The organism is Ancylobacter rudongensis, from assembly GCF_900100155.1.
Taxonomy (GTDB): Bacteria; Pseudomonadota; Alphaproteobacteria; order Rhizobiales; family Xanthobacteraceae; genus Ancylobacter; species Ancylobacter rudongensis.
This window is the reverse complement of the sequence record NZ_FMTP01000007.1, coordinates 120181-132594: the sequence shown is the minus strand read 5'-3', so window position 1 is coordinate 132594 and position 12414 is coordinate 120181. Positions and strand designations below refer to the sequence as shown.

Below are 12414 nucleotides of genomic sequence, written 5' to 3'. Positions count from 1 at the left end.
CATGAAAACGGCGCCTCACGGCGCCGTTTTTGTCTTTCAACATGCCTGCAATCTCGGCACCCCCTGCTGGAACCTCCGCCCGCGAGCGGTGTTCTGCCCTGCAATGAAAGCGATGCGGGGCGCGGATGATCACCATACAATGCGGGTACCGGATCGAGGTCGTCTGCAACCAGCCGACCGCCGGCATCACCCTGCTTGACGCGCACCCGGAACGACAGGGCGACATCATCGATGTCGCGACGATGAGCGTCACCGCGCTCAGCGATGGCAGTCCGGTTCCCACCGAGGACTACGACGACAGCTTCGGCAATATCTGCCGGCGCCTGGTCATCCCGTCCGGCGGCGCCCGCTTCGAGAGCCGCTTCAACGTCGCCGATCCCGGCACGCTCGATGTGTTCGACCAGAACGCCATCGAGCACGCGCCGGCCGAGCTTCCGCCCGAGGTGCTGCAATTCCTGCTACCGAGCCGCTACTGCGAGGTGGACGAACTCTCGGGCGTGGCGTGGAACCTGTTCGGCGGCTACGCCCCCGGCTGGAACCGGGTCCAGCAGATCTGCAATTTCGTCAACGCCCAGATCCGGTTCGACTACCAGTTCGCCCGCAACACCCGCACCGCCGCCCAGGCCTTCAACGAGCGCGTCGGCGTCTGCCGCGACTTCACCCATCTGGCGGTGGCGCTGACCCGCGCGATGAATATTCCGGCCCGCTACTGCAACGGGTTTCTCGGTGATATCGGCGTGCCGCCGGACCCGGCGCCGATGGACTATAATGCGTGGTTCGAGGCCTATATTGGCGGCCACTGGCACACCTTCGACGCCCGCCACAACGTGCCCCGCATCGGCCGGGTGCTGGTGGCGCGCGGACGCGACGCCGCCGATATCCCGATGATCCACACCTTCGGGCCGCACATGCTGCAGCGCTTCGAGGTCATCACCGAGCAGGTGGCGGCATAGGCGGCGCCCCTGTCTCCCGGAAAAGCTCCGAGAGACAGGGGCGCGCGCCTTCACGCCCGCAGCGCCGCCGCGTGGTCCTGCGCCCATTGCGCGACCGAGCGCGGCGCGTGGCCGGTCAGCGTCTGCACCGCATCGGTGACGCCGGCGGTCCAGCCCTCGCGCACGGGATAGAAGATGCTGGCGAGGAAGCGGGCATAATCCTCCCCGATGCCGACCCCGGTCAGAATGCCGACAAAGGTGTCGTCATCGACCGGGGTATAGGCGACCGGCTTGTCCATGACCGGGGCGAGCACCGCCGCCGCCTCGGCATAGCTCAGCGCCTCCGGCCCGGAGAGGTTGAACGCCTTTCCGTCAAAGGCATCGCTGGTGAGCACGCGGGCCGCGCTGGCGGCGATGTCGCGGGCGTCGATGAAGGCGGACTTGCCCTCGCCCGCCGGCACGGCGATGACGCCGGCATGGTCGATTCCCGGCTTCCAGAAGTTCAGGAAATTGTCGGTGAACCAGTTCGGCCGCAGGATCACATACGGCGTGCCGGAGGCGATCAGCGCCAGTTCGACCTGGCGATAGGGAATGGCATCGTCGGCATCGACGCCGAGCGCGGTCTGCAGCACCACCTTCACCTTGCGCGCGGCGGCGGCCTCGATGACCGGGATCAGCAGCTCCCGGGAATTCACATAGCCACCCGGCAGCATCACGAAGGCGCGGTCGACGCCGTCAAACGCCGCCGCGAAATCCGGCGCGGCGAAATCGAAGGCGACGCTCTCGGCGCCGTCGATCGGCTGGCCGCCGCGCGAGGCGGCCTTCACACTCTCGCCACGGGCCAGCAGTTCCTTCACCAGCGGGCGGCCGACATGCCCGCTCGCGCCGAGCACCAGAATCTTGCCTGTCATTGTCGCTCTCCTCAGTATCCATTGGAAACCATGTTTCGATGGACTACATACTCTCTCCCTAGAGAGACCGGAAGAGAGCACCTGCGGCTCACATGGTGGCGTCGAGGAAACCGCCCCGCCAAACCAGCCCACGGGACGACAGCGACGGAGACCGCGATGCGCTACGCCTACAATGTCTATGAGGACCGCTGCCCGACCCGGCTGGTGCTCGACCGGCTGGCCGACAAATGGGCGCTGCTGATCCTCGACCGGCTGGAGGATGGGCCGGTGCGGTTCAATCACCTGCGGCGCGACATCAAGGCCATCTCGCAGAAGGTGCTGTCGCAGACGCTGAAGAAGCTGGAGCGCGACGGGCTGGTCACGCGCACGGTCTACCCCACCGTGCCGGTCACGGTGGAATACGCCCTCACCCCGCTCGGCCGGGCGCTGGCGGAAACCGCCGCCGCCCTCACCCATTGGGCCGAGCACAATATGGACGCCATCCTCGCCGCCCAGGCCGCCTATGACGCGGCGGTGATGGAACGGTAAATTCCGGGGTAGACGCCGCCCCCGCTTCCCTCATCCCCGAGCTTGACCCGGGGACCCAGACTGTGTGGCGCAGCGGGACCGCTGGGTGCCCGGGTCAAGCCCGGGCAAGAGGGCAGTGGCCCGTCATCCCGAGGCGCGCGCAGCGAGCCTCGAAGGACGCCGGCCCGCCCGCTCCCAGCCTCGCCCGTCACCCCTTCCGCAAAAACTCGCCGATGCGCTGCACCGCCTCACGCATGTCGTCCGGGGCGCCGGCATAGGACAGGCGCAGATAATGGTGGCCGCGATGCGGGTCGAAATCGACCCCCGGCGTCGCCGCCACATGCGCCTCGTCCAGCAGCCGCCGGGCGAAGGCGGCGGAATCGTCGGTGAAGCGCGAGACATCGGCATAGAGATAGAACGCCCCGTCGACGGGCAGGAATTCCGGCAGGCCGGCCGCCGGCAGCCCGGTGGTGAGGATCAGCCGGTTCTCCTCATAGCCATGCTTGACCGCCTCCATCTCGGCCGCGCCGTCAAAGGCCGCCTCGGCGGCGATCTGCGAGAGCGTCGGCACCGAGATCATCAGGTTCTGCTGCAGCCGCTCCACCGCGCGCACGAGACCTTCCGGCATCACCATCCAGCCGACCCGCCAGCCGGTCATGCAGAAATATTTCGAGAAGGAATGGATGATGGTCGCCTCCGAGCTGATCGCCGCCGCCGTCGAGGCGGGGAAGGCGTAGTCCAGCCCGTGATAGATCTCGTCGGAGATGAAGCGGATGCCGGCGCCCTCGGCGGTGCGCACCAGCTCGGCCAGCGCCTCGGGCCGCATCATCGTGCCGGTCGGGTTGGCGGGGCTCGCCACCAGCACGCCCTTCAGCGGGGTGCGCCGGTGCGCCTCCAGCAGCGCCTCGGGGGTGATGACCCAGCGCGAGGCGGCGTCGGTCTCGATCAGCACCGGCTCGCAGCCGAGCGCGGTGAGGATGTGGCGATAGGGGGGATAGCCGGGATTGGCGATCGCCACCCGGTCCCCCGGCTCGAACTGGGCGAGGAAGGTGAGCAGGAAGCCGGAGGAGGAGCCCGTCGTCACCACCACCCGCGCCGGGTCGATCTCCACGCCATAGGTCTCGCCATAATGGCGGGCGATGCGGGCGCGCAGCGAGGCAATGCCGAGCGCGGTGGTGTAGCCGATGCGGCCATGGTCGAGCGCGCGGCGCGCCGCCTCTCGGGCGGTGGAGGGCGCCGGCGCCGCCGGCTGGCCGACCTCCATATGGATGACATGGCCGCCGGCCGCCTCGATGCGCGCCGCCCGCTCCATCACGTCCATGACGATGAAGGGCGCGATCTCGCTGCGGCGGGAAGCGCCGGCCAGACCTCCGCCTGCCAGACTTGCGGCGGCCTCGAGGCGGGGAGAGGAAGGGGATGCGCTCATATGTACGAACCTTGCCGAACCTGCCGTATCGCCGCCGCATTTTCCGGGCCGTTTCGGCGGATGTTCAATAGAAGATGATGAGGCCGAGGCTTGACCCTGCCGTCGCGACAGCGTCAGTTCGCCGCGAACCCACTGTGTCGATGGATGATGCCTTCCCTGCTGCTTGACAACCCCTCGCTTGCGCGAACCTCGATCGCCCCGGCCCGCCGCCGCGCCGGCGCTGCGGCGCGCCTTGCCGCCAGGCTGGCGCGTGGCGCCACGTTTCTGGCCGCAGCCGCGCTTCTCGCCCCCGCCGGCCCGGCGCAGGCGCAGAGCCGCCAGCCCAACATCATCCGCGACGCCGAGATCGAGACGCTGATGCGCGACTATACGCGCCCGATCTTCAAGGCCGCCGGCCTGCAGCAGCAGAACATCCAGGTGGTGCTGGTCGGCAGCGACAGCTTCAACGCCTTCGTCGCCGACGGGCGGCGCATCTTCATCAACACCGGCGCGCTCAAGCAGTCGAAGGTGCCGAACGAGATCATCGGCGTGCTGGCGCACGAGACCGGCCATATCGCCGGTGGGCATCTGTCCAATATGCGCCAGCAGCTGGAGACGGCGCAGACCGCCTCCATCGTCGCCATGCTGCTGGCCGCCGGCGGTGTCGCGGCCGGCGCGGCGAGCGGCGCCAATATGGGCGGGGCGGCGGCCGGCGCCGTCATGGCACCGCAGGAGGTCATCCGCCGCACCCTGCTGTCCTACCAGCGCGGGCAGGAAGCCTCCGCCGACCAGGCGGCGGTGAAGTACCTCACCGCCACCAAGCAGTCGGCCAAGGGCATGCTGACCACGTTCGAGCGCTTCCAGAACGACCAGATGTTCCTGAGCCAGCGCATCGACCCCTATGTGCTCAGCCACCCGATGGCGACCGAGCGCATCGCGCTGCTGACGGAAATGGCGAAGAAGAGCCCCTATTACGACGCCAAGGATTCGCCCTCTTTGCAGGCGCGGCACGACATGATGCGGGCCAAGCTGGTCGGCTTCACCCAGCCGCCGGATTCGGTGAGCCGCACCTATCCGCGCTCGGACACTTCAATGCCGGCGCGCTACGCGCGGGCGATTTCAGGCTACCGCTTCGGCAGCATTCCCGACGCGCTGAACCAGATCGATTCGCTGATCGCCGAGCAGCCGAACAACCCCTATTTCTACGAGCTGAAGGGTCAGGCGCTGCTGGAAGCGGGCCGGGCGCGCGAGGCGGTGCCGCCGCTGCGCCGGGCGGTGGCGCTGTCCAACGGCAACCCGCTGATCCGCATGCTGCTCGGCCAGGCGCTGGTAGCCAATGAAGACAAGGCGTCGATGGACGAGGCGGTGCGCGAACTGACCTTCAGCCTGCAGCGCGAGCCCTCCTCGCCGGCCGGCTGGCGCTATCTCGCCATGGCCTATGGCCGCAAGGGCGACATTCCCAATGCCGACCTCGCCTCGGCGCAGGCCGCTTTCATGAGCGGCGACTTCCGCCTCTCGCGCGAACTGGCGACCCGGGCCCGCAACGGCTTCAAGCTCGGCACGCCGGGCTGGCTGAAGGCGGACGACATCGTCAACTACAAGCCGCCGGTGGACCGCAACGCCCGCAGCAAGAGAGCCGGCCAGTAAATGACCGCGCGCGCCCCCTTCCCTCTGGAGAACCCCATGTCGCCCCTCAGCCTCTTCCGCCGCGCCGGCCGCGCGACCCTCGCGCTCGGCCTTGCCGCCGGCCTGCTGCTCGGCGCGGCCCACACGCCCGCCTCGGCGCTGGACGACGCCCAGCGCAAGGAATTCGAGGGCGTGATCCGCGAGTATCTCGTCAACAATCCCGAGGTGATCCAGGAGGCGATCATGGTGCTGCAGAAGCGCCAGGCCGCCGCCGAGGCCAAGCAGCGCGAGGCCGCCGTAGCCGAGCTCAAGCCGCGCATCTACGACACCACGCGCGGCATCGTAGTCGGCAACCCGCAGGGCGACGTCACGCTGGTGGAGTTCTTCGATTACAATTGCGGCTACTGCAAGCGCGCGCTCACCGACCTCACCGAGATGATCCAGGGCGACCCCAAGCTGAAGGTCATCCTCAAGGAATTCCCGGTGCTCGGGCCGGGATCGGTGGAAGCGGCGCGGGTCGGCGTCGCGGTGCGGCTGACGGCGCCGGACAAGTATTTCGACTTCCACAAGAAGCTGCTCGGCGAGCGCGGGCAGGCCAACAAGGACAAGGCGATAGAGGCCGCCGTCGCGGTCGGCATCGACAAGGCGGCGCTGGAGAAGGCGCTGGAGAACCCCGAGGTCAACGCCACCCTGCAGGACGACCTGCAGCTGGCCGAGGCGCTCGGCATCGACGGCACGCCGAGCTATGTGCTGGGCGACCAGGTGGTGGTCGGCGCGGTCGGCCACGACCAGCTCAAGGGCGCCATCGCCTCGGTGCGCAGCTGCGGCAAGACCCAGTGCTGATCACCCAGTGCTGATGTCCGAATCGTGCTGATCCCGGCCCGGTGGCGCCCCGTGCGGCACCGGACTCTTGCCGGGCCCGCTCACCCCGCCCGCCGGGGATAATCCCGCGGAAAGCGCGGCGGGGCTTGGCGCGGGGCCAGCCATTGCCTATAACCCCGCGGCCGTCCCGGCATGGGGCCGCCGGCGGCTGGCTGAATGAGGCGCGATGCCCGACACGGTGCATGTTCTCAACGGACCGAACCTCAACCTGCTCGGCACGCGCGAGCCGGAGGTGTACGGCCATGCGACCCTCGCCGATGTCGAAGCTGCCTGCCGCGCCGCCTGCGAGCGCCACGGGCTGGACCTCGTGTTCCGCCAGAGCAATCACGAGGGCGAGCTCGTCACCTTCCTGCAGGAAGCACGCGGCTCGCGCGGCGTGGTGCTGAACGCGGCCGCCTATACCCATACATCCGTCGCCCTTGCCGACGCCATCAAGGCGGTCGGCCTCATTGTCGTCGAAGTCCACCTGTCCAACGTCTTCGCGCGCGAAGCCTTCCGCCATCATTCCTTTATTTCGCCGGTCGCCCGTGGGGTGATCTGCGGGCTGGGGATCGATGGCTACCGGCTCGCCATCGATGCGCTCGCCACCGCCGGTGGCAAGATCAGCTGAGGGAGACGGGCGAGCCACCGTCACGGGATCATGATGAAAACCAACAAGCCGAACATCGACCCCGCGCTGGTGCGCGAGATCGCCAACCTGCTCTCCGAAAGCGACCTCACCGAGATCGAGGTGCAGCACGAGGATCTGCGCATCCGCGTCGTCCGCGCCGCGCCGACCGTCTATGCCGCCGCCCCGGTCGCGGTTGCGCCGGCCCCGGTGGCCGCCGCTCCCGCGCCGGCACCCGCCGCCCTGGCGCCGGCGGCCGTGGACGACATCTCCAAGCATCCCGGCCTCGTCACCTCGCCGATGGTGGGCACCGCCTATCTCGGCCCGGAGCCCGGCGCCAAGTACTTCATCGATGTCGGCTCGGTGGTGAAGGAAGGCCAGACGCTGCTCATCGTCGAGGCGATGAAGACCATGAACGCGATTCCCGCGCCCCGCGCCGGCACCGTGACCCGAATCCTCGTGGAGAATGCGCAGCCGGTCGAATATGGCGAGCCACTCCTGATCATCGAGTGAGGCGCGCCTGATGTTCGGCAAGATCCTGATTGCCAATCGCGGCGAGATCGCCCTGCGCGTGCTGCGCGCCTGCAAGGAAATGGGCATCGCCACCGTGGCGGTTCATTCCACCGCCGACGCCAACGCCATGCATGTGAAGCTGGCCGACGAGAGCGTGTGCATCGGCCCGCCGTCCGCCAAGGACAGCTACCTCAACATTCCCGCCCTGCTCGCCGCCTGCGAGATCACAGGCGCGGAAGCGGTGCATCCGGGCTACGGCTTCCTCTCCGAGAATGCGCGCTTCGCCGAGATCCTCATCGACCACGGCGTCGCCTTCATCGGGCCCAAGCCCGAGCATATCCGCGTCATGGGCGACAAGATCGAGGCCAAGCGCACCGCCAAGGCGCTCGGCATTCCCTGCGTCCCGGGTTCCGAGGGCGGCGTCACCTCTGACGACGAGGCGATCAAGGTCGCCCGCGAGATCGGCTATCCCGTGCTGATCAAGGCCGCCGCCGGCGGTGGCGGGCGCGGCATGAAGGTGGCGCGCTCGGAAGACGAACTGTCCTCCGCCCTCTCGACCGCCCGCTCGGAAGCCCGCGCCGCGTTCGGCGACGATGCGGTCTATATCGAAAAATATCTCGGCACCCCCCGCCACATCGAAATTCAGGTGTTCGGCGACGGCAAGGGCAATGCGGTGCATCTGGGCGAGCGCGACTGCTCGCTGCAGCGCCGGCACCAGAAGGTGCTGGAGGAGGCCCCCTCCCCGACCATCACCGCCGAACAGCGCGCCCGCATCGGCGAGACCTGCGCCAAGGCGATGCGTGACATGAAGTATCTCGGTGCCGGAACCATCGAGTTCCTGTACGAGAATGGCGAGTTCTATTTCATCGAGATGAACACCCGCATCCAGGTGGAGCATCCGGTGACGGAAGCCATCACCGGATTCGACCTGATCCGCGAGCAGATCCGCGTCGCCGCAGGCGACACGCTGAGCTTCACCCAGGACGATGTAGTGCTGCGCGGCCATGCCATCGAGTGCCGGGTCAACGCCGAGCACCCGCGCACCTTCCGGCCCTCGCCGGGCAAGATCGGCTACTGGCATGTGCCGGGCGGCCTCGGCGTGCGCATCGATTCGGCGGTCTATCAGGGCTATTCGATCCCGCCCTATTACGACAGCATGATCGGCAAGCTGATCGTCCACGCCGCCACCCGCGAGGAATGCCTCGCGCGCCTGCGCCGGGCGCTGAACGAGTTCGTGGTGGAAGGCATCGAGACCACGCTGCCGCTGTTCCGCGAACTGGTCGAGAACGACGACATCAAGCGCGGCGCCTACGACATCCACTGGCTGGAACACTTCCTTGCCGAGGGTGAGCCGGGCGCCTGATACTGGTCCCATTGTTAGTCTCTAACTGTGGGTTCAGCCTTAACGCCGAACGACGTCATGGCCGGGCTCGTCCCGGCCATTTTCATGTCCGCCACAAGGCGAGCCATCGCTCCCCCGCCTTCACAGCGCCGCGCATCTCCGTCATGCTGGCGCCATGTCACGCCCGCGCGAACACCAGGTCGAGATCACCCCGGAAGTGCTGCTGAAGGCCTATGCCTGCGGTATCTTCCCGATGGCCGAGAGTGCCGACGATCCCGGCCTCTACTGGATCGAGCCGGAGCGGCGCGGCGTGATCCCGCTCGACGGTTTCGCCATTTCCAGCCGTCTCGCCCGCACCATCCGCTCGGACCGGTTCGAGATCCGCATCGACCATGATTTCGAGGCGGTTATCGACGGCTGCGCCGCCCCCGCCGACGGGCGCGGCTCGACCTGGATCAACCGGCGCATCCGCAAGCTCTATTGCGACCTCTATGCGCGCGGCCACTGCCATTCGGTGGAAGCGTGGCAGGACGGGGCGCTGGTCGGCGGGCTCTATGGCGTGCGGCTGGGGCGCGCCTTCTTCGGCGAGAGCATGTTCCACACCGCCCGCGACGCCTCGAAGGTGGCGCTGGTGCATCTCGTGGCGAGGCTAAAGAAGGGCGGCTTCGTGCTGCTCGACACCCAGTTCGTCACCGACCATCTGAAGAGCTTCGGCGCCATCGAGGTGCCGAGGCGCCAGTATCACCGCCTGCTGGCGCAGGCGCTGGAAGCGGGCGAAGGGGATTTCTACTGCTGGCCGCCGGGCGAGGCGATCACCGGGTCGGTCTGCTTGCAGTTGGTCAGCCACACATCATAGATCGGGTGCTCGACGCCGTGCAGGCCGGGGCTGGAAGCGAACATCCAACCGCCGAACAGCGGCTGCACCTTGCCATCCAGCGAAATCTCCTGGATTTCGACAAAGCCGGTGGTGTTCTGCTGCTCGGTCTCGGGCCTTGTGTAGCAGGCGCGCGGGGTGATGCGCAGCGCGCCGAACTGCACCGTCTCGTTGATCGACACGTCGAAGCTGGTGATGCGGCCGGTGATCTTGTCGAGGCCGGAGAACACCGCCGTGCGGTTCTCCACCTTCTGTTCCGGCGGCTGGATCACCTCGATATCGCCGCTGGGGCCGACGGTGGCCTGGCCCGGCACTTCCGCCGGGGCTTGCGCCGGGGCGCGCGGCGCGCCGGCATCGGGGTCGTCCATGATCGAGGGCACACCGACGCCGCCGGGCGGCGAATCGGGGTCCTGCACCGGCCCGTCCATCGCACCGGGGGGCGGCGCCAGCGGCTGCGATTCGACCCCGCCCTGCCAGCTCTGCTGGGCGGCGAGCGGCGCGGCGGCGGCAAGCCCGGCCAGCATCGCTCCCGCGAGCAGCGCGGAACGCAGGAACGGTCGAAAAGCGGAAATGCCGTGCACCGGAAAGCCTCGCGAAGCGCACCAGCCCTCCGGCGCGCGCTGGGGGCCAAGATGCCGGGCAATGCGGCGATGTCGGGGCGGGCGCGAAAATGCCGCGTGCGGCCCCGCCTGCCCTGCCGGCGTGGCGAGCCTCACTCGGGCGTCCAGGCCTTGTAGTCGCCCGTCACTTCCGGGCGATGGCCGAAGCCGATGGCCGAGCCGGGCGGGTGATAGGCGTTGACCGTGCCGGTCGGGTTGGCCCGGTGCGGCTTTTCCCACTCGCGCGGCACATAGGTTTCCTGGCTCGGCGGCACATCGGAGCGCTGGTGCATCCAGGCGTGCCAGCCCGGCGGAATGGCGGTGGCCTCGGCAACGCCGTTATAGATCACCCAGCGCCGCTCGAAGCCGAGCGCGGGGTCGATCTTGCCGCCCTTGGTGCGGAAGTAGCGGTTGCCGAAATCGTCCGTGCCGACGAACTCCCCATACCGCCAGGTATGGAAGCGCGTGCCCATGGTCTGGGCGTTCCACCAGGTGAAGGTCTCGGTGATGAAGTCGGAAAGCTTCACGAAATTCGTCCCTGCGCCGGCCGTAAATCTCGCGCGGAACATGCCACCCGCACCGCCCGAAGTCCAGCCGCACGCGCCTCGGCGTGACGCTTAACCACGCTGGCGGAACTCGGTGGCGTAATAGGCCAGCGCCAGGGCCAGCACCGCGCTGCCCGCCGCCGTCACCGCGCCCCAGCCGCCCAGCGCATAGAGCGGGCTGGCCAGCGCCGAACCCAGCGCGCCGCCGAAGAAGAAGGTGGCGATATAGAGCGCGTTGAGCCGCGATCGGATCTCCGGCGCCAGCATGAAGATGGCGCGCTGGCCGAACACCAGATTGGCCGTCGCCGCGCAGTCGAGCACGATGGCGCCAAGCGCCAGCACGACCACTGAAGAAATAGCGACGCCGAGCTCGGTGACGAGCAGGCCGGCGATCGCCAGCAGCAGCGCCGCGCCGGTCGCCAACCGCGCAAATCCCCGGTCGGCCAGCCAGCCGGCGAGCGGCGACACCACCACGCTGGCGGCGCCGGCCAGCGCGAACAGCGCGATGCCCTGCTGGCCGAGGCCGAAGGCCGGCGCCGAGAGCTCCAGCGGCGCGGCGGTCCAGAACAAAGTGAAAGCGCCGAACATCGCCGCCTGATAGGCCGCGCGCCGGCGCAGCACCGGCTGCGTCCGCAGCAGCGGCCAAAGCGAGCCGACGAGGCGGCGATAGCTGGAGCGCCCGCTCGGGCGGCGCGCCGGCAGAGCAAGCCGCAGGCCGACCGCCAGCGCCAGCATCGCCAGCGCGGCGAGGAGGAAGACCGCCCGCCAGCCGAACCAGTGCGCCAGCAGCGAGGAAACCGGCCGGGCCAGCAAGATGCCGGTCATCAGCCCGCTGACCACGCTGCCGACCTTGCGGCCGCGCTCTTCCGGCCGGGCGAGATGGGCGGCGAAGGGCACCGCCACCTGCGCCACCACCGAGCCGATGCCGAACACCAGCGCCGCCAGCAGGAACAGCGCCGGCGCGGTGGAAACGAAGGCGAGGCCCAGCCCCGCCGCGGCGCAGAGCAGGATGGCGCCGATCAGCCGCCGGTTCTCGACAATATCGCCAAGCGGCACCAGCAGCAGCAGCCCGACGATATAGCCAAGCTGCCCCACCGTGACGACAAGGCTGGCCAGCGTCTCGTCGAGGCCGATATCGTCGGCGATCAGCGCGATCAACGGCTGGGCGTAATAGAGATTGGCGGCGCCGAGCCCGGCCGCCAGCGCCAGCAGGAAAAAGGTCAGGGCGCCGGCGGCGGGGGGCGCGTCGGGGGCGGAGGTCATGCAAGGGGCCGGGTTCGATGGCTGGGTTGGCAGCCATTTGGGGCCCCCTGCCGCCGCTGTCCAGATGCCGATGGGTCAGCGCATCCGTGCCAGCGTGCGAAGAGGCAATGGCAATTGCACAGACAGCAGTGATGCCCGTCATCCCCACTGTTCACCGCCCTGTCACGCAGGCGCGCATTGGCTCTGGACTCAGGGAGCGAATCCCCCACGGATTGGCGTTCGGCCCTGGCGGCCGGACTGTTGCCTCACCATCTACATTTAGAGATTTTTCACATACTCCACACTAGAGTTTGTGACGTAAGGTTGACGCGTCAGAGGGAGTCGGCCAGTTTGGCGCCGTCGGCCGCAGCGTAGGTTTTGCGGGCCGGCATCATCCAGTTTGAAGCGGGCTCCATCGCCGGTACCACA

Annotated in this window: 13 protein-coding genes; 8 read left to right on the top strand and 5 right to left on the bottom strand. The window is 68.4% G+C overall.

Annotated features, from left to right (window positions below; genetic code table 11):
* Nucleotides 1-125 precede the first annotated feature (125 nt).
* Nucleotides 126-953, top strand: coding sequence for a transglutaminase-like domain-containing protein (locus BLO63_RS16990; RefSeq protein WP_091442985.1), 828 nt, complete (start codon nucleotides 126-128; stop codon nucleotides 951-953).
* A gap of 50 nt (nucleotides 954-1003) precedes the next feature.
* On the opposite strand, the gene BLO63_RS16985 is transcribed toward BLO63_RS16990, so the two are convergent.
* Complete coding sequence (locus BLO63_RS16985; protein WP_091442982.1) at nucleotides 1004-1843, bottom strand: SDR family oxidoreductase; 840 nt, start codon at nucleotides 1841-1843, stop codon at nucleotides 1004-1006.
* Between the two features lie 156 nt (nucleotides 1844-1999).
* Here BLO63_RS16985 and BLO63_RS16980 point away from each other — a divergent pair, with 156 nt between their 5' ends.
* Nucleotides 2000-2371 (top strand): winged helix-turn-helix transcriptional regulator, encoded by a 372-nt coding sequence (locus BLO63_RS16980; protein ID WP_091442979.1) that lies wholly within the window; start codon nucleotides 2000-2002, stop codon nucleotides 2369-2371.
* A 187-nt stretch (nucleotides 2372-2558) separates the two neighbouring features.
* Here BLO63_RS16980 and BLO63_RS16975 read toward each other — a convergent pair whose 3' ends face one another.
* Nucleotides 2559-3671 carry an aminotransferase class I/II-fold pyridoxal phosphate-dependent enzyme gene (locus tag BLO63_RS16975; RefSeq protein ID WP_091442975.1) on the bottom strand — a complete coding sequence of 371 codons (1113 nt, stop codon included), beginning with the start codon at nucleotides 3669-3671 and terminating at the stop codon, nucleotides 2559-2561.
* Nucleotides 3672-3920: 249 nt separating this feature from the next.
* Here BLO63_RS16975 and BLO63_RS16970 point away from each other — a divergent pair, with 249 nt between their 5' ends.
* The 6 genes from BLO63_RS16970 (at nucleotide 3921) to aat (ending at nucleotide 9581) form a co-directional block, all read left to right on the top strand.
* The gene (locus BLO63_RS16970; RefSeq protein WP_091442972.1) at nucleotides 3921-5402 is read left to right on the top strand and encodes a M48 family metalloprotease; all 1482 of its coding nucleotides are present in this window, start codon (nucleotides 3921-3923) and stop codon (nucleotides 5400-5402) included.
* A 36-nt stretch (nucleotides 5403-5438) separates the two neighbouring features.
* Nucleotides 5439-6224, top strand: coding sequence for a DsbA family protein (locus BLO63_RS16965; protein ID WP_091442970.1), 786 nt, complete (start codon nucleotides 5439-5441; stop codon nucleotides 6222-6224).
* 205 nt (nucleotides 6225-6429) lie between these two features.
* Complete coding sequence (gene aroQ, locus BLO63_RS16960; protein ID WP_091442967.1) at nucleotides 6430-6873, top strand: type II 3-dehydroquinate dehydratase; 444 nt, start codon at nucleotides 6430-6432, stop codon at nucleotides 6871-6873.
* Nucleotides 6874-6906: 33 nt separating this feature from the next.
* A complete protein-coding gene (gene accB / locus BLO63_RS16955; RefSeq protein WP_425284342.1) occupies nucleotides 6907-7383 on the top strand; it encodes an acetyl-CoA carboxylase biotin carboxyl carrier protein in 477 nt (158 codons plus the stop codon).
* 10 nt (nucleotides 7384-7393) lie between these two features.
* Entirely contained in the window at nucleotides 7394-8746 is a 1353-nt protein-coding gene (accC, locus tag BLO63_RS16950) for an acetyl-CoA carboxylase biotin carboxylase subunit (protein WP_091442963.1), read from the top strand.
* 154 nt (nucleotides 8747-8900) lie between these two features.
* A complete protein-coding gene (gene aat, locus BLO63_RS16945) occupies nucleotides 8901-9581 on the top strand; it encodes a leucyl/phenylalanyl-tRNA--protein transferase (RefSeq protein WP_091442960.1) in 681 nt (226 codons plus the stop codon).
* On the opposite strand, the gene BLO63_RS16940 is transcribed toward aat, so the two are convergent.
* The 3 genes from BLO63_RS16940 to BLO63_RS16930 all read right to left on the bottom strand — a co-directional run bounded on the left by BLO63_RS16940 (nucleotide 9512) and on the right by BLO63_RS16930 (nucleotide 12006).
* Complete coding sequence (locus tag BLO63_RS16940; RefSeq protein WP_244517925.1) at nucleotides 9512-10180, bottom strand: DUF2155 domain-containing protein; 669 nt, start codon at nucleotides 10178-10180, stop codon at nucleotides 9512-9514. The two genes, aat and BLO63_RS16940, sit on opposite strands and share 70 nt — an antisense overlap.
* A 131-nt stretch (nucleotides 10181-10311) precedes the next feature.
* Nucleotides 10312-10767 carry an NADH:ubiquinone oxidoreductase subunit NDUFA12 gene (locus tag BLO63_RS16935; RefSeq protein ID WP_091442956.1) on the bottom strand — a complete coding sequence of 152 codons (456 nt, stop codon included), beginning with the start codon at nucleotides 10765-10767 and terminating at the stop codon, nucleotides 10312-10314.
* Between the two features lie 48 nt (nucleotides 10768-10815).
* On the bottom strand, nucleotides 10816-12006 hold the full coding sequence (locus BLO63_RS16930; protein WP_091442953.1) for an MFS transporter: 1191 nt from the start codon (nucleotides 12004-12006) through the stop codon (nucleotides 10816-10818).
* Between the last annotated feature and the right edge of the window lie 408 nt (nucleotides 12007-12414).

What these genes read in the sequence shown, in the direction of transcription:
- BLO63_RS16930 (WP_091442953.1), bottom strand. Translation starts at nt 12,006, where the DNA reads ATGACCTCCGCCCCCGACGCGCCCCCCGCCGCCGGCGCCCTGACCTTT.
- BLO63_RS16965 (WP_091442970.1), top strand. Translation starts at nt 5,439, where the DNA reads ATGTCGCCCCTCAGCCTCTTCCGCCGCGCCGGCCGCGCGACCCTCGCG.
- BLO63_RS16990 (WP_091442985.1), top strand. Translation starts at nt 126, where the DNA reads ATGATCACCATACAATGCGGGTACCGGATCGAGGTCGTCTGCAACCAG.
- BLO63_RS16980 (WP_091442979.1), top strand. Translation starts at nt 2,000, where the DNA reads ATGCGCTACGCCTACAATGTCTATGAGGACCGCTGCCCGACCCGGCTG.
- accB (WP_425284342.1), top strand. Translation starts at nt 6,907, where the DNA reads ATGAAAACCAACAAGCCGAACATCGACCCCGCGCTGGTGCGCGAGATC.
- BLO63_RS16970 (WP_091442972.1), top strand. Translation starts at nt 3,921, where the DNA reads ATGATGCCTTCCCTGCTGCTTGACAACCCCTCGCTTGCGCGAACCTCG.
- BLO63_RS16985 (WP_091442982.1), bottom strand. Translation starts at nt 1,843, where the DNA reads ATGACAGGCAAGATTCTGGTGCTCGGCGCGAGCGGGCATGTCGGCCGC.
- BLO63_RS16975 (WP_091442975.1), bottom strand. Translation starts at nt 3,671, where the DNA reads ATGGACGTGATGGAGCGGGCGGCGCGCATCGAGGCGGCCGGCGGCCAT.
- aat (WP_091442960.1), top strand. Translation starts at nt 8,901, where the DNA reads ATGTCACGCCCGCGCGAACACCAGGTCGAGATCACCCCGGAAGTGCTG.
- aroQ (WP_091442967.1), top strand. Translation starts at nt 6,430, where the DNA reads ATGCCCGACACGGTGCATGTTCTCAACGGACCGAACCTCAACCTGCTC.
- accC (WP_091442963.1), top strand. Translation starts at nt 7,394, where the DNA reads ATGTTCGGCAAGATCCTGATTGCCAATCGCGGCGAGATCGCCCTGCGC.
- BLO63_RS16935 (WP_091442956.1), bottom strand. Translation starts at nt 10,767, where the DNA reads ATGTTCCGCGCGAGATTTACGGCCGGCGCAGGGACGAATTTCGTGAAG.